Annotated in this window: 14 protein-coding genes; 4 read left to right on the plus strand and 10 right to left on the minus strand. The window is 71.3% G+C overall.

All coding sequences use genetic code 11. The annotated features are described in order from the left end of the window. Positions 1-175 precede the first annotated feature (175 nt). The 4 genes from ACFWYS_RS10035 to ACFWYS_RS10050 form a co-directional block, all read right to left on the minus strand. Entirely contained in the window at positions 176-1,138 is a 963-nt protein-coding gene (locus ACFWYS_RS10035) for an EamA family transporter (protein WP_384765523.1), read from the minus strand. Then, positions 1,135-2,424, minus strand: coding sequence for a serine hydrolase (locus ACFWYS_RS10040; protein WP_384765524.1), 1,290 nt, complete (start codon positions 2,422-2,424; stop codon positions 1,135-1,137). Before ACFWYS_RS10040 ends, ACFWYS_RS10035 begins: the two co-directional genes overlap by 4 nt. Before the next feature lie 71 nt (positions 2,425-2,495). Continuing rightward, on the minus strand, positions 2,496-2,711 hold the full coding sequence (locus tag ACFWYS_RS10045; RefSeq protein ID WP_384765526.1) for a ferredoxin: 216 nt from the start codon (positions 2,709-2,711) through the stop codon (positions 2,496-2,498). Next, complete coding sequence (locus tag ACFWYS_RS10050; protein ID WP_384765528.1) at positions 2,708-3,868, minus strand: cytochrome P450; 1,161 nt, start codon at positions 3,866-3,868, stop codon at positions 2,708-2,710. Before ACFWYS_RS10050 ends, ACFWYS_RS10045 begins: the two co-directional genes overlap by 4 nt. A gap of 270 nt (positions 3,869-4,138) precedes the next feature. Between ACFWYS_RS10050 and ACFWYS_RS10055 the strand changes: the two genes are divergently transcribed. Both ACFWYS_RS10055 and ACFWYS_RS10060 read left to right on the plus strand, forming a co-directional pair. After that, entirely contained in the window at positions 4,139-4,882 is a 744-nt protein-coding gene (locus ACFWYS_RS10055; protein WP_384765530.1) for an SDR family NAD(P)-dependent oxidoreductase, read from the plus strand. 324 nt (positions 4,883-5,206) lie between these two features. Continuing rightward, positions 5,207-6,520, plus strand: a complete 1,314-nt coding sequence (locus ACFWYS_RS10060) for a LysR family transcriptional regulator (RefSeq protein ID WP_384765532.1) — start codon at positions 5,207-5,209, stop codon at positions 6,518-6,520. A 70-nt stretch (positions 6,521-6,590) separates the two neighbouring features. Here ACFWYS_RS10060 and ACFWYS_RS10065 read toward each other — a convergent pair whose 3' ends face one another. The 6 genes from ACFWYS_RS10065 to ACFWYS_RS10090 form a co-directional block, all read right to left on the minus strand. Next, the gene (locus ACFWYS_RS10065) at positions 6,591-8,258 is read right to left on the minus strand and encodes an ABC transporter substrate-binding protein (RefSeq protein WP_384765534.1); all 1,668 of its coding nucleotides are present in this window, start codon (positions 8,256-8,258) and stop codon (positions 6,591-6,593) included. Positions 8,259-8,383: 125 nt separating this feature from the next. After that, on the minus strand, positions 8,384-9,565 hold the full coding sequence (argJ, locus tag ACFWYS_RS10070; protein ID WP_384765536.1) for a bifunctional glutamate N-acetyltransferase/amino-acid acetyltransferase ArgJ: 1,182 nt from the start codon (positions 9,563-9,565) through the stop codon (positions 8,384-8,386). Between the two features lie 137 nt (positions 9,566-9,702). Beyond that, the gene (gene cs1, locus ACFWYS_RS10075) at positions 9,703-10,680 is read right to left on the minus strand and encodes a clavaminate synthase Cs1 (RefSeq protein ID WP_384765538.1); all 978 of its coding nucleotides are present in this window, start codon (positions 10,678-10,680) and stop codon (positions 9,703-9,705) included. A gap of 39 nt (positions 10,681-10,719) precedes the next feature. Then, positions 10,720-11,661 carry an agmatinase gene (speB, locus tag ACFWYS_RS10080; protein ID WP_384765539.1) on the minus strand — a complete coding sequence of 314 codons (942 nt, stop codon included), beginning with the start codon at positions 11,659-11,661 and terminating at the stop codon, positions 10,720-10,722. A gap of 63 nt (positions 11,662-11,724) precedes the next feature. Beyond that, positions 11,725-13,257, minus strand: a complete 1,533-nt coding sequence (locus ACFWYS_RS10085) for an asparagine synthase-related protein (RefSeq protein ID WP_384765541.1) — start codon at positions 13,255-13,257, stop codon at positions 11,725-11,727. A 2-nt stretch (positions 13,258-13,259) separates the two neighbouring features. Beyond that, positions 13,260-14,981, minus strand: coding sequence for a thiamine pyrophosphate-binding protein (locus tag ACFWYS_RS10090; RefSeq protein WP_384765543.1), 1,722 nt, complete (start codon positions 14,979-14,981; stop codon positions 13,260-13,262). Positions 14,982-15,426: 445 nt separating this feature from the next. Between ACFWYS_RS10090 and ACFWYS_RS10095 the strand changes: the two genes are divergently transcribed. Together ACFWYS_RS10095 and ACFWYS_RS10100 are read left to right on the plus strand one after the other, a co-directional pair. Next, positions 15,427-17,076: a penicillin-binding transpeptidase domain-containing protein gene (locus tag ACFWYS_RS10095; protein WP_384765545.1), complete on the plus strand. Its 1,650-nt coding sequence runs from the start codon at positions 15,427-15,429 to the stop codon at positions 17,074-17,076. 349 nt (positions 17,077-17,425) lie between these two features. Further along, positions 17,426-18,220, plus strand: coding sequence for a BTAD domain-containing putative transcriptional regulator (locus ACFWYS_RS10100; RefSeq protein WP_384765547.1), 795 nt, complete (start codon positions 17,426-17,428; stop codon positions 18,218-18,220). Positions 18,221-18,230 lie beyond the last annotated feature (10 nt).

The following is an 18,230-nucleotide window of genomic DNA, read 5'->3' on the forward strand; positions in this document are numbered from 1 at the left end:
CTCCCTCCCCTATTTGTGGTGTGTTTGGGGGTCTTGTTTTTTTTTAAACCCCCCGGGGGGGGGGGGGGGCGAGCGCTCTCACAAACACCGGCCGCCGCCCCCGCGCCCACATACCCGCGGCGGGGGGGGCCCCTTCGGTGTGCAGACTCCGGGCCGAGCGATAGCCCACCGACCGTCAGATGTCCTGAACCCGGGAGGCCGGTTCGGCCGAGGGCTGGGTGGTGGGGCGCGTACCGCCGTCGATGACCGGCGGCCGGTCCTCGGGGGCCTTGCGCCGTGTGGTCGTCGAGCCGAGCAGTACGCCGCCGACGACCGCCACGCTGCCCGCGGCCGCCCAGCCGGTGAGGCGTTCGTCGAGGAAGAGCCAGGCGACCGCGACACCGACGACCGGCACCAGCATGGAGAACGGGGCCACGGTGGCCGCCTCGTACTTCTTCAGCAGCGTCGTCCAGATGCCGGAGCCGACGACGGAACCGGCGAGCGCGGTGTAGAGCAGCGCCACCAGGGCGGGCCAGCCGTCGCCGCCGAAGGAGTCGCCGAGCGCGCGCCAGCCGGTGGTGGGTCCCTCCATGACGGCCGACAGGACCAGCAGCGGCACCGGCGGCACGACCGCCATCCACAGGGCGAAGCGCAGCGGATGGTCCGGGCGGGCCTGTCGGCTGGCGATGTTGCCCAGCGCCCAGCCGAGGGCGGCCAGCACGGTCAGCAGCAGCGGCAGCAGCGCGGCGCTGCGGGCCCGCTCCACCGCGATGACCGTCATGCCGAGCACGGCCAGGGCGATGCCGCCCAGCTGCCGCCGGGAGATCCGCTCGCCGAGCAGTGCGGCGCCCAGCAGCATGGTGAACGGCGCAGCCGCCTGCACCACGACCGACGCCTGCCCCGACGGCATGCCCTGGTCGATGGCGAGGAACAGCAGCCCGAACTGCAGCGCCCCGAAGCCCAGCCCGTACAGCACGAGCCAGCGCAGCGGCGCCTTGGGCCGGGGCACGAACAGCACCACCGGCACGGCCAGCACGACGAAGCGCAGGGCGGAGAGGAAGAACGGCGGGTAGTGGTCGAGGCCGATCCGCACGGCGAGGAAGTTCAGCCCCCACAGCAGGGCCACGAAGGCGGCGAGGGACCGGTCCCGGACGCTCACCGGCCGAGCAGCCCGGACTCGATCACCCGGGCGCCGAGCCCGCGCAGGAACAGGCCGTCGCCGACGTACTTCTGCTCGTCGGCCTGCTGCCGCAGCACCAGGACGTAGGTGTCGCCGGCGTGGTCGCGCAGCAGCCAGCAGAACATCATCACGCCGGGGGCGGAACCGGCCTTGAAGTAGGCCCGCGTCCAGCGGTCGCGGTCCACGACGAGGCCCGGGTAGGCGGTCATGATGTCCTCGACGGTGCCGGTGGCGTCCCGTTCACTGTCGGCCGCGAGACCGCGCAGGACGCCCAGCACGTCGTAGGCGTTCATGAACCAGTCGACGCCGAACTGGTGGACCGTCTCACCGAGGTCGGACAGGCGCACGGTCAGCGGCCGGTCGATGCCGTCGAGCAGGGCCCGCCGCCCGGTCTCGCCGGCCGTGGCCCAGCGTTTCCTGAGCTCCGGGTCGCCCCAGCCGAGTTCGAAGATCTCGCGGCTGGTTGCGAACGGCCGCAGCAGCACCGGGTCGTGGTGCCCGGAGTCGGCCACCGCGTCTTCCACGGCGGCCCTGCCCAGCCGGTCGAGGACCAGGTCGGCGGCCGTGTTGTCGCTCAGCACGATCATCTTGTGCGCCGTCTCGCGCACCGACACCCGGGTGCCGTCCGGGAGTTCCTGCATGTCACCGGTGGGCAGACTGCGCAGCGCGGACCGTACGGTGATCTCGTCGTCCCAGGTCAGTGCGCCGCTGTCGATGGCGTGGGCGAGGGCGCGCATCACGTACAGCTTGTTGGTGGAGCCGGCCGGCATCGGCCGTTCGGCGGCCGAGGCGTGCAGGACGTCGTAGCCCTCGGGGGTCAGCCGTGCGGCGAGGGCGGACGTCTCGACGCCGGGGGTGCGCAGCGCCTCCTCCAGCGCGTCCCAGGTGGGTATCTCCGGTGTGACGACCTCGGGCTGGAGGGTGAACTGCTGGATCAGGCCCTTGGAGTCGAGCGTCAGCGACAACGTGTGGCGTCCCTCCCCCGCCCCGGCCAGCACCACCCATGCCTTGTGGGCGACGGGCTGGTAGGAGGCGACCAAGAACGGACCCTTCGCCCGCCACCGGGCCAGCAACGCGGCGAAGTCCGGCGCGATCCGGGCGGCCAGCGCGGGCACGAAACGGCCGCCCGGGTCCGCGTCCGGACCGGCGTCGGGCCCGGTCAGCAGCTCCACCGCCCAGCGGGCCGCCTCGCCGCGCGGCGAGGCGTCGGCGGCGAGTGCCGCGAGCGCGGCGGACGGGACGGAACCGGCACCTTCGGTCATCATCGCTCCTTGTCGGCCGCCGTCCGGCGGGATCCGTGCTGATGCATTCGCTCAGGGCCTGTGGTCACAGGCGTTCAGTCCTCGTCGACGGTGATGGCCCCGCACGGGCAGAGTTCGGCGCACAGGCGGGCCGACTCGTGGGACTCGGGTGGGGGTGTGGCGTCCAGCAGGACCACGGTTCCGGTGTCGGGGTCCTGGTCGAAGATCTCCGGTGCCGTGGCCGCGCAGCGGCCCATGGCGCAGCAGGCGGCCGGGTCGACCGCGACGGTCAGCCGGTGCACGGCGCTCACCAGGTCACGGGGAGCGCGCCGAGCCCGTAACTCGACACCTCGTGGCGGAAGTCCAGCTCCTCGAACGGCACGGCGAGCTTGGCTCCGGGCATCCAGCGCAGCACGGCCGCGAGGATCTCCTCCAGCTCGACCCGGGCCAGCCACTGGCCCAGGCACTGGTGCATGCCGTGGCCGAAGGCGACATGGCGGCGGGCGTCGCGGTGCGGGTCCAGCCGGTCCGGGTCGGGGAAGACCCGCTCGTCACGGTTGCCCGCCGACAGCGACAGCACCACGCCCTCGCCGGCCCTGATGAGCACGTCGTCGAGCTGTACGTCCTCGACGGCGGCCCGGGCCAGGCCGTTCTGCACGATGGAGTGGAAGCGCAGCAGCTCCTCGACCGCCTTGGGCATCAGGCCCGGGTCATCGGTGAGCGCCTCGGCCAGGCCCGGGTCGGTGAGCAGGCTCAGCAGGCTGAGGCTGGCCTGGCTGGTGGTGGTGCCGTGCCCGGCCACCAGCAGCAGCCGGCACATCGGGACCAGTTCCTCGACGGTCAGGTTGCCCGGCCGCACCTGGTCCAGGACCAGTCGGCTGATCAGGTCGTCGCCGGGGTCCGCGAGCCGCTGCTCGACCAACTCGCGCAGATAGCCGTCCAGTTCGTCACGGGCGGCGGCGACCTGGTCGGGGGTGTAGCCGCGGTCGATGAGGACGGCGCTGCGGCTCTCGATGAACTCGCGGCGCTCGTCGCCCGCCCCGAAGAGCAGCGTGATGACCCGGGACGGCACCGGGATGGTCAGCCCGCCGACCAGATCGACCGGCCGCTCCCCGGCGACCAGCTTGGCGAGGAGGTCGTCCAGGAGCTCGCGCACCGCCGGCCTGAGGGCCTCGGCGCGGCGGGCCAGGAAGTCCCGGGTGAGCATCGAGCGCAGCCGTGAGTGGTCCGGGTCGTCCATGCGGATGAAGGACGCCGACGCGGGGTTGGCGCGCACCAGTTGGGAGGTGCGGGTCAGCATGGGGAAGCCGGGGGCGCTGGTGACCGCGGTGAAGCGGCGGTCGCCCAGGACGGCCCGGACACCGGCGTGCGAGGTCACCAGCCACACCTGGGCACCGTCCCACAGCGTCACCCGGCTCGCGGCCCGGCCGCCGCCGCGCAACTCGGCGAGCTGCGGTGGGGGGTCCACGGGTGAGACTCGGGTCATCGGGTACGCCGGTGCCGTCTGCTGCTCGTGAGGCGTCGCCTCGTTCATCATCCACCCGCCCATCGCCGCACACGGATCACGCCATTCGTGCAGCCAATCTGCCGCAGCCCGGCGGGGCACGCCCGGGGCGTCGGCGCTGCCCGCATAACCCGGCGGAAACAGTCATAACCAGGGCCGCCGAAAGGAATTCAGCGGCAATGTGCCGACTGCTAGTTTCTTCTGGCCAACCACCGTATGAAAGTGGGGGAATTGATGCCGTCCGCATTGCAGGGGAAAGTCGCGCTCGTCACGGGTGCGAGTTCGGGAATCGGCGAGGCCACGGCGCGGATGCTGGCCGCCGAGGGCGCCGCCGTGGCGATCGCGGCCCGCCGGGTCGAGCGGCTGCACGCCCTCAGGGACCAACTCACCGCCGCCGGGGCGAAGGTGCACGTCCTCGACCTGGACGTCACCGACGAGCAGGCCGTCCACGCGGCCGTGGCCGAAACCGTCGAGACCCTCGGCGGGCTCGACGTCGTGGTCAACAACGCCGGGCTGATGCTGCTGGGGCCGGTGGAGGGCGCCGACACCTCCGACTGGACCCGGATGATCGACACCAATGTCCGGGGGCTGATGTACGTGACCCATGCGGCGCTGCCCCATCTGCTGCGCAGCCAGGGCGTCGTGGTGCAGATGTCGTCCATCGCGGGGCGGGTCGCGATGCGCGGGGCCGCCGTCTACAACGCGAGCAAGTTCGCCGTGAACGCGTTCAGCGAGGCGCTGCGTCAGGAGGTCACCGAGCGCGGGGTGCGGGTGGTGGTGATCGAGCCGGGCACGGTGGAGACGGAACTGCGCGAGCACATCACCCACGCCCCGACGAAGGCCGCCATCACCGAACGCGTCGCCAAGATCCGCCAGTTGCAGAGCGAGGACATCGCCGAGGCGGTGCGCTACGCGGTGACGGCCCCGCCGCACGCCACGGTCGCCGAGATCTTCGTACGCCCCACCGACCAGGCCTGACCGGCCCCGGCCCGCGGACCGGGCGGCGCGCGCGTCCCCGCGTGCTCTCCGCCCGGTCTCCGCCCGGTCTTCGGCCGATCTGCCACCGCTCTCCCACCGCTCTCCCGACAGCGTACGAGGACAGCTCGAAGAGCGACCCGAAGAGCGGCCCTGCCTACGCTCGTTTCCGGACCGAATTGAAGAGCAGCTCTGACAATTCAGCGGTACTGATCTTCACGGAAAAGGAAACCGAAATTGTCTCTCGGGTCGGAACTGACGTCGGTGGCCGTTCGGCCGGAAATTCACGCACCGTTCAGCCGCCAAGACCTGTCATTACTGGACGCGGTGGGACAGTGCGGTGACCTCGGGGAGGTGGCCCGGCGGGCCGGGGCCCGGCACGCCGCCGTGGAGCGCCAGCTCGACCGTCTGGACCGGGCCGTAGGGCTGCCGCTCACCCTGCGCAGCCGGCACACCGCCCGGCTGACCTCGGCGGGTTCGCGGCTGCTGGTCGCCGGGCGCCGCTTCTACCACCAGATCGACCTCGCGGCGCGCACCCACATCTTCGGCCATGGCTCGGAGGCCGTGGACGCCCCGGAGGTGCTGTCGATCGCCTCCACCGAACCGCTCCTCGAAGAGGTGGTCGAGGACGCCGCCGCCCTGCTGGGTCTGCTGCTGTCGGTCCGGCACGAGGCACCGCACCGGGTCGCCGGGCAGCTGGCCGCCTATCACGTGGACGCGATGTACACCTGGAGCCTGGACTCCCCGCGCCACTCGCTGGACCGGGCGACCCGCACGTACGCCGTGCTGGACGATCCGCTGTGGGTGATCCTGCCGCGCGACCATCCGCTCGCGGCCCGGGAGACGGTGTCGCTGGCCGATCTGCGGGACGAGACCTGGGTGTCGGAGACCGGGCCCACCTCCGAGATCCTGGTGTCCCGGGTCTTCCAGACGGCGGGCCTGCCCTCGCCCACCCGGCTGCGTGTCACCGACGCCTCGGTCGCCCGGGGCATGCTGCGCCGGGGCGACGCGATAGGGCTGGGCTCCCCCACCCATCCGGCCGTCCTCGACCCCTCACTGGTCCGCCGCTCCCTGGCGGAGCGCCCGCGCCGCACCACGAGCCTGCTGGTCGACCCCACGATCGTGCCCCGGACGGTGGCCCGGCGGCTGGCCGCGCTGATCGCCGACCGGCATCTGCGGCGCTTCGCCGAACAGCACCGGGACATGCTGCACGAGCCCTGGTGGGCGAACTGGTACGTGGAGCACACCGAGCGGCTCGCCGACGGCGCACCGGACCCGGCCCCGGCTCCAGTGCCGGCCGAGACCCGCAAGCTGGACGTGGCGGACCTGCATCTGCTGCAGGCGGTGGCCCAGCACGGCAGCATCAACCGTGCCGCCGCCGTGCTGTGCATCAGCCAGTCCGCGCTCACCCGCCGTATCCACCGCCTGGAGCAGTCCCTCGGCGCCCATCTGCTGCTGCGCAGCCCCCGGGGCACCGAACTGACCGGCCCCACCCGCCGCTTCCTGCACCAACTCGCCCGCTACGAGGCCGAGTTCCGCGACGCGGCCGCCGCCTGCCGCACCGTCGACCACCCGCTCCCGCCGGAGCACTGGCCGACTCGGCACGTGGCTCCGGCGGGACTGTCGGGCGAGGCGGGGTGAACGACCACCCCGGGGCCTGTTCGGCGCCCAGGGCCTGCTTGGCGCTCAGGGCCCACGTCGTGCCCAGGGCCTACTTCGCCCCCAGGGCCACGTAGTCGTACATCCCGAAGGACCCGGTGACATACACGTGGCGGGAGTCCGGGTGGCGGTACAGGAGGGAGCGGGGGTAGAGGTACGGCACGATCACCGCGTGGTCCATGGTGAGGCGGTCGATGCGGTGCCAGATCTCCGCGCGGCGTTCCGGGTCGGCGCAGGCGGCGCCCTCGTCGAGGAGGGCGTTGATCTCCGGGTCGTCCAGCTCGCCCATGTTCTGGTTGCCGCGCTCCTTGATCGCCCGGCCGTCGGTGATCTGCTGGAGGAAGCCGTAGCCGTCCGGGAAGTCGGCGCCCCAGCCGAACATGATGATGCCGATGCCGTGTTCGCGCAGGTACTCGGGACTGCCGCCGTAGCGGTCGAAGTAGTCGCCGGAGGGGAAGTCCAGGACCTCCGCCTCGATGCCGACCCGGGCGAGACCGGCCGACAGCGCCTCGGCGGCCCGGTACTCCTTGAGCCGGTCCTTGCGGGCGGCGATCTTCGTACGGAAGCCGTCCGGCATCCCGGCCGCCTTGAGCTCGGCGCGGGCCGCGGCGAGGTCGCCGGTGGCGTGCGGGCCGACCGGGTAGCGGTCGAAGGGCCGGTAGCCGTCGAGGGTCGGCGGCAGGAGCGTGGTCGCGATGTCGCCGCCGACGGGACCGCCGTACGCCTCCTGCATCGCGGCCTTGTCGGTGGCGAACTGCACGGCGCGCCGGCAGTGCACGTTGTCGAACGGCGCGATCCGGCTGGACAGGCAGTAGATCCAGGTGAAGCCGGTCAGCGGGTTGTCGGCGTTCGCGCGCAGCGCCGGGTCGGCGAGGATGCGCTCCTGGGTGGAGGGCTGCACCCCGAAGCCGGCCAGGTCGATGTGCGCCTGACCGGCCAGCAGCATCCGGTCCACCTCGTGCGGGTCCTTGCCGAGATGGACCTCGATCCGCCCGGCCCGGCGCACCCGCACCGGGTCGGTGGCGGGGTCCCAGTGCGGGTTGGGCTCCAGGACGGCCAGTTCACCGCGGGTGTAGGAGGCGACCCGGTACGGTCCGGTCGCCACCGGCTTCAGCCGGTACCCGGCGCCGGTGTCCAGGCGGCGCGGCACCGGCGTCGTGCTCGGCATCGTCGCCAGCAGGTCGAGTCCGGCGAACGGCTCCTTCAGCCGGAAGACCAGGGTGCGCTCGTCGGGGGTCTCCAGGGTGAGCGGACCGTCCACGTCCGGCTCCCGCCACGGGCCGCCGTACTCCGTGCCGAGCAGATGGCGGAAGTAGGTGGGCCCGGCGCCCAGCACGTCGGTGCCGTAGTTGCTGCGGGCGATCGCGTACTTGACGTCGCCGGAGGTGACGGGGCTGCCGTCCTCGTAGCGCAGCCCCTCGCGCAGCCGGTACGTCCACACCCGGCCGCCCTCGGAGGACTCGCCGAGGGACTCGGCGAGGTCGGGCACGAGCTTCTGGCCCGCCTTGCCGGGGGCGGTGTCGAAGGTGACCAGGGTCCGGCCGATCAGCCGGAGGAAGTTCCAGGTGTAGGCGTAGTAGGTGTTGCCTGGATCGAGTGAGTCGAAGTCGTCCGTGCGGACGAGCCGGAGCGTGCCGCCCTCGGCGTCGGTGGAGCGGACCACACCCCGCACAGCGGCGTCGAAGTCCTCGTCCGTGCTCGTCGACCGAGTGGTCTCCATGGCCCTCCAGCCCTCGTCGCGTCGCGTTCCCTCACATCGTGCGGGGGGCGTCGCGCCGGACGAGGGCGGCGGCGGGGTGTGCGCATAGCCGGGGGCCGGTCGGTATAGCCGACCCGTGGGCGATGTCAGGTGGTGTACTCCGAGTTGAGCCGCACGTATCCCTCGGTGAGATCGCAGCCGTAGACCGTGAAGGCGCCCTCGGCGATGCCCAGGTCGATGCCGATGACGACCTCGTCGCCGCGCAGGTGCTCGGCGACGGCGGCACGCAGGGCGTCCTCGTCGTGGTCGTCGCGGGTGCTCGGCGGGTAGACCTCGACCTCGCCGAAGCGGACCGTGACCCGCTCCTGGTCGATGTCGGTGTCCTCGGAGCACTTGCCGATCGCCATGACGACCCGGCCCCAGTTGGGGTCGCTGCCGTGCACGGCGGTCTTCACCAGCGGGGAGTTGACGACGGTCTTGCCGACCCGCTTGGCCTGGGCGTCGTCGCGGGCGCCGGTCACCTGCACCTCGATGACCTTGCTCGCCCCCTCGCCGTCGCCGGCGATGTTCTTGACCAGGGCCAGCGCGACGGTGTGCAGGGCGCGCTCGAACTCCTCCGGGTCCACGTCCCCGGCCAGTCCGTTGGCGAACAGGGCGGCCGTGTCGCTGGTGGAGGTGTCGGTGTCGATGCTCACCGCGTTGAAGGTGCGGTCCATGACCCGGCGGAAGATCCGGTCCTGCTCGGCCGGGTCGAGCCGGGCGTCGGTGGCGAAGAACGTCAGCAGCGTCGCCATGTCCGGCTCCAGCATGCCGACGCCCTTGGCGATGCCCACGAGGGTCGCCTCGCCGACCCGCACCCGGACCTCCTTCGGCCGGGTGTCGGTGGTCATGATGGCGCGGGCCGCGCGGTCGAAGCCGCCGTCGGGGAACGGCAGGGCGAGCGTCTTGAGGTGGTCCCGGATGCTCTGCATCGGGTACTGACGGCCGATCACCCCGGTGGAGGCGATGAGGAGTTCGCCCTCGGGCACGCCGAGGGTGCGGGCCACGGACTCGCGGATCTCGCGTGCGTTGGCCTCGCCCTCCGCTCCGGTGGCGACGTTCGCGTTGCGGGCCAGCACGACCACGCCGCGGGCCCGGCCGTCGGCGCTCGCGTCCCGGCACAACTGCACGCTCGGCCCGGCGAACCGGGAGCGGGTGTAGACCGCGCTCACCACCGCCGGGGCGGTGGAGGCGAGCACGGTGAAGTCGTCCCGGCCGTCGTCGGCCAGTCCCACCGGCGCCGTGTGCACGACGAATCCCCGGGGTGTCTGCGGTGTGGCTTCGGGCATGTCAGCGACTCCTGAGACGGGGTTGCAGGTTCGTTGCATCAATTCCAATACTTCAGCATATTCATGCACGACAGGCCACGCTCCCCTTCACCCGGAACGATGAAGGGGAGCGTGGCCGTACGGTACGGCGGCCGGACCTAGCGGCGCGGCGAGAACGAGACGACGTCGCCCGCCCGCTCACCGCCGGACAGCTGGCCGTTGCGGTCGGTGCGGATGTACACCCGGTGCAGCCAGCGGTCCTTGCCGTCCCAGCGCGGGCTGAACGGCGTACGGGCGTGCGTCGTACGGAAGTTGTCGATGATCAGCACATCGCCGGGGATGAGCTTGACGCCCACGGTCACGTCGTCCAGCGCCTTGGACAGGGCGGCGACGGCCTCCTTGTCCTGCGGGTCCTCGGGCGCCAGCAGCTCACGGTCGTAGCCCAGGTACGGGTCCTGCGGATCGCCGTACAGCGGCTTGACGTTGGCGATGGCGCCCGGGTCCTCCACGCCGCCTCGGAAGGCCACGTCGACACAGCAGGGCATCGGGCGGTCGAACAGATGCGTCCGCGTCTCCTCGTCGAGCAGCGCCAGCGCCTTGCGGACCGACCCGACGAGGGTCTCGGCCTTGTGCTCGTGGTCGGCGCGGGAGCAGGCCAGCATGACGTAGTTCGGCTGGAGGACGTGGTACGCCATCTCCGTGTGGAACTCCAGCAGGGTCTCGGAGGTCTCCGAGGAGAGGTAGTGGGCGCCCGGCGACGGATACACGTCGTGGTAGACGGTACCCGAGCGCAGCTCCTGGTACCCCGTGTGCAGCCCGAGCCGCCGCCCGGCCAGCGCGAGCATCGCCTCCATCACCAGCCGCCGGCGGTCCGCCGGGGCCGGAGTGGAGGTGGGCGTGACGGGCAGCTCGTCCTCGTCGACGGGCAGCCCGCGCAGCAGCAGATAACCGTCCTCGCTGCCCTCGGCGTTGAAGGTGTCGAGGGCGGCGGCCAGTCCCTCCGGCAGCCGGTCGGCCAGCTCCTTCGCCTGCTGGAGAAAGCCGTACAGGTCCGCGCGCGGCACGTCCGGCAGCTCGGCGGCGAGCGCGAGGAGCGGCTCGCGGTACGGGGTGCAGTCAACTATCGGAGAAGCCATGACGCGATGTCTCCTTCACATCTGGTGTGGTGGGCGCGTTCACATCTGGGTGTGATGGGCGCGGGCGTACTGGTAGAGCAGTTCGGCCCCGATCTCCGTGGCCAGGACCGAGGTGATCCCGCCGTGGTCGTACAGCGGCGACACCTCCATCACGTCGAAGCCGACCGGCTTGAGGTCACCGACGCAGCGCAGCAGGGCGAGGACCTCGCGCGAGCTGAGCCCGCCCGGGGCGGGGGTGCCGGTGCCGGGGGCGAAGGCGGGGTCGACCACGTCGACGTCGACCGACACATAGACCGGCCGGTGGCCGATCCGCTCCCGGATGAGGTCGGCGGCCCCGCGCACACCGAGCTCCCCGAACTCGTCGGCGGTGACCACGCGTACGCCGTGGCCGCGGGCGTAGTCGAGCGAGTCGGGCTTCGGGTTGTGGCCGCGGATGCCGAGCTGGACCATCGCGGTGGGGTCGATGAGCTTCTCGTCGATCCCGTGCCGGAAGGGCGTGCCGTGGTGGTAGCGGCCGCCGTAGAACGCCGGGTTGGTGTCCGAGTGGGCGTCCAGGTGCAGTACGGCGACCGGGCCGTGCTGCTCCGCGACGGCGCGCAGGGCGGCCACGGTCAGCGAGTGGTCGCCGCCGAGCATCAGGAAGGCGGCGTTGGCCTTCAGCAGGCTCCCCAGGTGCCGCTGCGCCGTGTCGATCGCGATGTTCATGTCGAACGGGGTGAGGTCCATGTCCCCCGCGTCGACACAGTTGATCAGGTCGAAGGCACCGGGCCCGCGGTCGATGCCGACGCCGTGGATGAGGCCGGACTCGTTGCGGATGGCGCGCGGACCGAACCGCGCGCCGGGCCGGTAGCTGGTGCCCCCGTCGTACGGGGCCCCGATGACCACGACGTCGTAGCCGCGGGGATCACGGTCGTGCGGCAGCCGCATGAACGTGGGTATCTGGGCGTAGCGGGGCGAAACGTGCGAGTCGATGCGCTCCACGGTTTCAGCTCCCCTCCTGAAGATGGGTGACGGTCGGGGCTGGGACCTCGCTGGCGTGCGCGCTCATGCCGCCCCTCGCGCGAACCGGTCGGCCACCGACCGCACCACCTCGGCGGTGCTCACCTGCGAGGGGTGGCGGCCGGCCGCGACGGTCAGGGCGAACAGGTCGCGCACCACCTGCCGCTTGGCCTTGCCGACCGACTCCGGCGCGACACCGTGCTCGGCGAGCAGCCCGGAGAACGACGACGTGGTGCCCGAGCCCTCGTGGACGCCGAGCTTGGGCCGCAGCACGGTCTCCTCGGGCAGCGCGTCGGCCAGCGCGGCGCGCAGCACCCACTTGTCCCGGCCGTGCCGGCGCTTGAGCCCGGCCTCCAGCGGGACGAGCAGGTCGAGGACGTCCCGGTCCCAGTAGGGGTGGGTCGTCCAGTGGCCGGCGAGCGTGGACAGCACCGGGGTCATCTCGTTGAGGCCGTCGAAGGTCGCCATGTCGTGGGCGACGGCGGTGTCCAGGTTCGGCAGCCGGTCCTCGCGGTGCATGCCCGCGAGCGGGATGTCCGCGCCGTACCCGGTGAGGATCCGGCGAGCCGGGCCGTCGAGGGCGCGGTAGAGCGCCACCAGCGGCAGCAGGTACTCGATGATCTCCGGGTCCACCGATTCCGACGCCCAGACCGCGTACGGCAGTTGGGCCAGCAGGTCGGCGGCCGGGACCGTGATCTCCCGGTGCCGGCTGCCCAGATGGTCGACGACCACCCGGGCCTGGGCGAACTCGTCGGAGGTGTCGGTGCCCATGGACACCGTCTCCAGGCCGCCGGCCGCCCGGTGCGCGCAGGCCGCGACGCCGGAGGAGTCGATGCCGCCGGACAGCACCACCAACGGTGTGGCGCCCGACGGCACCCGGGCCGCGACGGCCTGCTCCAGGGCCGCGCGGACGGCCGCCACCGCCTCGTCCTCCGGCATGATCCGCCGGGCCAGGGGCGGGGTCCAGGTGCGGTGGGCCTCCGCCGTGCCGGACTCCAGGTCGATGTCCAGGACCGCGCCGGCCGGCACCTGGTAGACGCCCGCCAGACCCGGCACCCGCCGGGCGTCGGCGAGCGGGAAGCCCCGCGGCGCGTCGTCCCCGGCGAGCGTCTTGGCCTCGGTGGACGCCCTGACCTCGCCCGGGCTCATCCGCACGTACAGCGGCACCGAACCGGCGTGGTCGGTGGCGAGCAGCACCCGGCGTCCAGTGCCGACCACGGCCGCGAAACGGCCGTTGACCAGCCGGAAGGCATGCAGTCCGTAGCGCCGCAGCAGCCGCAGCAGCAGCTCCGCGTCACCGTCCGGCCCGGCTCCCTCGGACAGGACGGACCGCAGGGCGGCACGGTTGTAGAACTCTCCGGCGAGGATCACCGAGGTGTCCTCGTCACGGGCCTGCGCGGCATCCGGCGCGGCCCCGGGAGCGTGCACCAGCGTCGCGGCCAGGGTCTGGTCGCGCAGCGGGGCCTCGATACGGGCGAGGCTGCCGCGGGTCGCGAAGACCGCCTCGGGGACCGGGCTTCCGCCGGAGCGGGCGGAAGCCAGGAACCCGAAGGCAGCCGGGAAGTCAGCTGCCTCCATGGTCAGATGCTCAGGGCGGCGAAGCCACCCGGCTTGAAGTCGTAGCTGATGGGCACCTCGATCAGGAACGGACGGCCGAGCTCGGCACCCTTGCGCAGCGCCGCCAGCAGCTCCTGCCGGTCGGTCGCCCGGGTCGCGTCGACACCGTTGGCCTCGGCGAGGGCGACGAAGTCGACGCCGGTGAACTTCACCGCGGGGTCGTGGCTGCGGTGGTGACCCATGTTCTGGTACAGCTCGATCAGGCCGTTGGTGTCGTTGTTGACCACCACGGTCACGATCGGCAGGCCCAGCCGGGCGATGGTCTCCAGGTCGGCGCTGTTGGAGTGGAAGCCGCCGTCGCCGGCGATGAGGAAGGTGGGCTGGCCGGGCCGGGCCAGCTGGGCGCCCATCGCGGCCGGGATGCCGTAGCCGAAGCTGGAGCAGCCGGCCGAGGTGAGGAAGCCGAACGGCTGGTCGGCGCGGGCGAACAGCACACCGTAGTGCCGGAAGAAGCCGATGTCGGAGACGATCGTGCCCTCACCGGGTCCGGCGGCCTCCGCCATGACCGTGTTCATCGAGTCGATGACCTGGTGCACCCGCATGCCGTCCTCGTAGGCCTGCGGGTCGGTGAGGAACTCGGCGACGCGGGCGCGCAGCGGCTCGATGTCGTGCCGGTCCTTGGCCGCGAGCGAGGCCGTCGCCGCGTCCAGGTGCTCCACGAAGGCGAGCACGTCGGTGACGACGTCGACGTCGGGCCGGTACACGCGCGGGATCGGGTTCGCGGTGGGCGAGACCCGCACGGTCTTCTTCTCCAGGCCCCGCTCCCACATCGACGGCCGCAGGTCCTCGGCGTAGTCGTAGCCGACGGTGAGCACCAGGTCCACCGGGGCGAACAGGGTGTCGAGGGCGGGGAAGTCGAGGATGCCGTCCATGTAGCCGGTGACGGCGCCGTAGTTCAGCTCGTGGCCGTGCGGCAGGACGCCCTTGGCGATGTACGTCGTGATGACCGGGACGTTCAGCCGCTCGGCCAGCGCACGGATCGCGGGCACCGCGCCGGAGCGGATCGCGGCGGCACCGACCACCAGCACCGGGTGCTCGGCCTGCGTCAGCAGCTCCGCCGCCCGGTCGGCCTGCGCCTGCCAGCCGTCGGCGACCGCGCCGGTCGGCTTGGCCGGGGTGATGGCGGGCGGGTTCGGCACCGAGGTGTCGATGCCCTCGGAGGAGCCGAGCAGGTCGACGGGGAGCGAGATGAAGGAGGGGCCCACCGGCTCGGTCATGGCCGCGCTCACGGCCGAGTCCACCAGGTCCGTGATCTCGTGCGGGCGCTGGAGCTCCACGGCGTACTTGGACATCGGCGCGATGATCGACACCGAGTCCAGGCACTGGTGGGTGTCGTTGGGGAAGATGTCGTGCGACTCCGACTGCGCCGCCAGCGCGATGACCGGGGAGCGGTCGAGGACGGACGTGGCGATGCCGGTGGAGAGGTTGGTCATGCCGGGGCCCAGGGTGGCCCAGCAGGCCTGCGGGCGGCCGCTGATGCGCGCGAGGACGTCCGCGGCGACACCGGCGGTGAACTCGTGCCGGGTCAGGACGAAGTCGATCCCCTCGACCTCGTCGAACAGGATCGAGGCGGCTTCGCGGCCGACCACGCCGAACACCTTGTCGACGCCGTGCTCGCGCAGCCGGGACAGCAGGGCGTGCGCGGCGGTCGGCTTGTCGCTCGGGCCGGTCGATACACGGGACATGGGCGTCTCCTGACTCGGGCAGCTCTGGACCTATCTCGGCCACAGTGGCCGCGCTTCCTCTTCGCGCCCTCTCCCGGACATATCCGGGGATCGGGCGGAGAGAGAACGGAGAGCGACAACGGCCGAGAACCGATCTTCCGAGTGGATGACGCAGCCACGGAATCGACCGAATCAAGCCAGTTAATTCGACAGGACCGATCACATCAGAAGGGCCTCGCGTATTGGCCCATTCCGATTCCGTTACGGAGTGTGACAGCCAAGGCGGCGCGCCCCTTGGACTTTCCGATGGTGCGATTGCATTCTTGTGAGTTTGCCGTTCCTTTGCCAGTAAATCGAGGTGATTCGTTCCACTTGTCCGCTCTCAGGCTTTCTTGCATAAGTGGAGGTGTCCAGAACGTCACGTGCGAGGAGTGAAGAAAGAGCAACGACACATAACCTGGGGGCCATGACGCATTCCCGCACCCAAGGCGGCTATCCGCCGCCCCGCCGCCGCTCCACCGGCCGGACTGTCGTAGCGACGTGTGCCGCACTGGCCGTGGTCGCGGGCGCCGGCTACTGGGGATACACCGCCCTGGCCGGCGGGTCGGGATCGGAAGACCCCCAGGTGGCGGAGGCGACGAAGGAGCTGGAGAGCTTCTTCACCGCCTGGGAGGCGGGCGACGCCAAGCGGGCCGGCACCTCGACGGACACCCCGGACAACGCCGAGTCCCTGATCAAGTCCGTGATGACGAACCTGGAGCCCTCCAGGACCCAAATCAAGGCGGGCACCGGCGACAAGAAAACGGAAGGAGAAGTCGAGGTTCCGTTTACCGTGAAGATGGCCCTCCCGGGCGCGGGCGACTACTCGTGGGACTCGAAGGCGAAGGTCATCGAGAAAGCCGGAAAGTGGAAGGTCGAGTTCCACACGGAGATGATTCACCCGGCGATGGTGCCGGGCCAGACCCTCGCCCTGGATTCCCGGGACCGCGCCGCGATCCTCGACGCGAACGGCGACGATCTCCAGTCCGCGTCCCTCGTCGGCATGGTGGACGAGAAGACCGGCAAAGGCACGTCGGGCCTCCAGGCTCGCTATGACAAACAGCTCTCCGGTGGCTCGGCCGCGACGAAATCCGTCGTGATCGTGGACCGGCAGTCCGGCCAGGTGGTGAAGAAACTCACCGGTACCGAAGCGGGCAAGGGCAAGCCGGTGCGCACGACCATCGACCCGAAGGTCCAGGAAGCCGCGGCCACGGCTCTGGAGGGCGTGAAGAAGAATGCGGCGATCGTCGCCATCGACCCCACCAACGGAAACATCCTGGCCGCCGCGAACATGCCCTCGGGCATGAACCGCGCGCTGGAAGGCCGTTATCCGCCCGGCTCGACCTTCAAGGTGGTGACCGCCGCCGCGCTGCTGAAGCAGGGCATGTCACCGTCGGATCCCGCGAACTGCCCGAAGTTCGCCAACGTCGACGGCCAGCGCTTCGAGAACCAGGACCAGTTCGTACTCCCCGCCGGCTCCACCTTCCGGGACAGCTTCGCCCACTCCTGCAACACCTTCTTCGTCAACTCCCGCGCCAAGCTGGGCGAGTCCACCCTGCACGACACCGCCGAGGCCTTCGGTATCGGCGGCACCTGGGACGTGGGCGCGGTGACGTACGACGGCAGTGTCCCGGCCTCCACCAGCGACAACGACAAGGCCGCGTCCACCATCGGACAGGCCAGGGTCCAGGCCTCGCCCCTGGTGATGGCCTCGCTGGCGGCGACGGTGAAGGCGGGCACCTTCAAGCAGCCCGTGCTGGTGCCCGACGCGGTGAAGAAGCGGTACGAGGCACCGGCCAAGCTGGACTCGAACGTCTGGGAGTCGCTGCGCGCCATGATGCGCGCGACCGTGACCGACGGCGCCGGCCGGGCCCTCAAGGGCATCCCCGGCGAGCCGCACGCCAAGACGGGCACCGCCGAATTCGGCACCGAGACCCCGCCGCGCACCCACGCCTGGATGATCGGCTACCAGCAGGACCAGAACCTCGCCTGGTCGGTCATGTTGGAGGACGGCGGCTCCGGCGGCTCGGACGCCGGACCCGTGGCGGCGAAGTTCCTGAAGAACCTGACGGGGTGAGAGATGCCTTCTGACGTTCCGGGCTGATCAGCGGTACGGGGGGAACTTCCGCTGTGAGAATGCCGAAGTGAGGATGCCGACGAGCTCTGCCCGGCGAACGGGCCGGTCGTCCGGTACGACGGACACCGGCCCACGGCCACACTTCGGCGGCGACTGTGCCCCCATGTCCGACGGCGGTTCCGCGACCGCCGTCACATCCGACTTCCGTAGCCGGACCCTGCGCCATCGCCAGGGCTCCCGCATGAAGTGACAGGCGCGACAGCACCAGCAGTTGCCATCGGAGCCGCCCCCGAGCCCGCCCACTCCCGCGGGCGAGGGCGCGGTCCAAGGACAGTAGGGGGAATCCGTCATGAGCACCTGGAACGACGTCACGATCAGACTCCTCGGCCCGTTGGCCCTGGTCAAGGAAACCGAGTCGATACCCATACCGGGGCAGCGCCAACGGCGTTTCCTCACCTCCCTGGCCCTGCAGATCGGACACGTCATCTCCAAGGAGCGGATCAGCGAGGACTCCTGGGACGGCGAGCCGCCGCTGACCGTGTCGAGCCAGCTGCAGACCTCCGCCTGGATGATCCGCAGGGTCCTGGAACAGGCGGGGCTCCCCCGCGACACCCTCGGCTCGCACGACGGCGGCTACGAGCTGCGGGTGCCGCCGCACGCCGTCGACCTGTTCGTCTTCCGCGACGGCGTCCGCAAGGCCCGCGACGAGTACGCCCTGGGCAAGCACCGGGAGGCCTCCGACCGCCTCAACACCGCGCTCGCCCTGTGGAAGGGACCGGCCTTCGTCGACGTCACCTCCAGCAGGCTGCGGCTGAAGGCGGAGGCGCTGGAGGAGGAGCGGAACACCGCCGTCGAACTGCGTGCCCTGATCGACATCGGGCTCGGCCACTACACCGAGGCGATCAGCCGGCTGTCCGAGCTGGTCGGCCACGCCCCGCTGCGCGAGGACCTCTACACCAGCCTCATGAAGGCGTACTACGCCGAGGGCCGCCAGGCCGACGCGATCCAGGTCTACCACCAGGCGAAGAAGATCCTGCGCGAGCAGATCGGCATCAACCCCGGCGCCCGCATGACCAACACGCTGCAGGCCATACTGCGCCAGGACGAACGACTGCTGCAGGTGGGCCACCCCGAGCGCCGCTGACTCAAAAGCG

This window comes from Streptomyces sp. NPDC059010 (genome assembly GCF_042740355.1).
Classification (GTDB): Bacteria; Actinomycetota; Actinomycetes; order Streptomycetales; family Streptomycetaceae; genus Streptomyces.

Coding starts and splice junctions, on each gene's coding strand:
- ACFWYS_RS10065 (WP_384765534.1), bottom strand. CDS start 8,258: ATGGAGACCACTCGGTCGACGAGCACGGACGAGGACTTCGACGCCGCT.
- ACFWYS_RS10085 (WP_384765541.1), bottom strand. CDS start 13,257: ATGGAGGCAGCTGACTTCCCGGCTGCCTTCGGGTTCCTGGCTTCCGCC.
- ACFWYS_RS10040 (WP_384765524.1), bottom strand. CDS start 2,424: ATGATGACCGAAGGTGCCGGTTCCGTCCCGTCCGCCGCGCTCGCGGCA.
- ACFWYS_RS10090 (WP_384765543.1), bottom strand. CDS start 14,981: ATGTCCCGTGTATCGACCGGCCCGAGCGACAAGCCGACCGCCGCGCAC.
- ACFWYS_RS10055 (WP_384765530.1), top strand. CDS start 4,139: ATGCCGTCCGCATTGCAGGGGAAAGTCGCGCTCGTCACGGGTGCGAGT.
- ACFWYS_RS10100 (WP_384765547.1), top strand. CDS start 17,426: ATGAGCACCTGGAACGACGTCACGATCAGACTCCTCGGCCCGTTGGCC.
- cs1 (WP_384765538.1), bottom strand. CDS start 10,680: ATGGCTTCTCCGATAGTTGACTGCACCCCGTACCGCGAGCCGCTCCTC.
- argJ (WP_384765536.1), bottom strand. CDS start 9,565: ATGCCCGAAGCCACACCGCAGACACCCCGGGGATTCGTCGTGCACACG.
- ACFWYS_RS10095 (WP_384765545.1), top strand. CDS start 15,427: ATGACGCATTCCCGCACCCAAGGCGGCTATCCGCCGCCCCGCCGCCGC.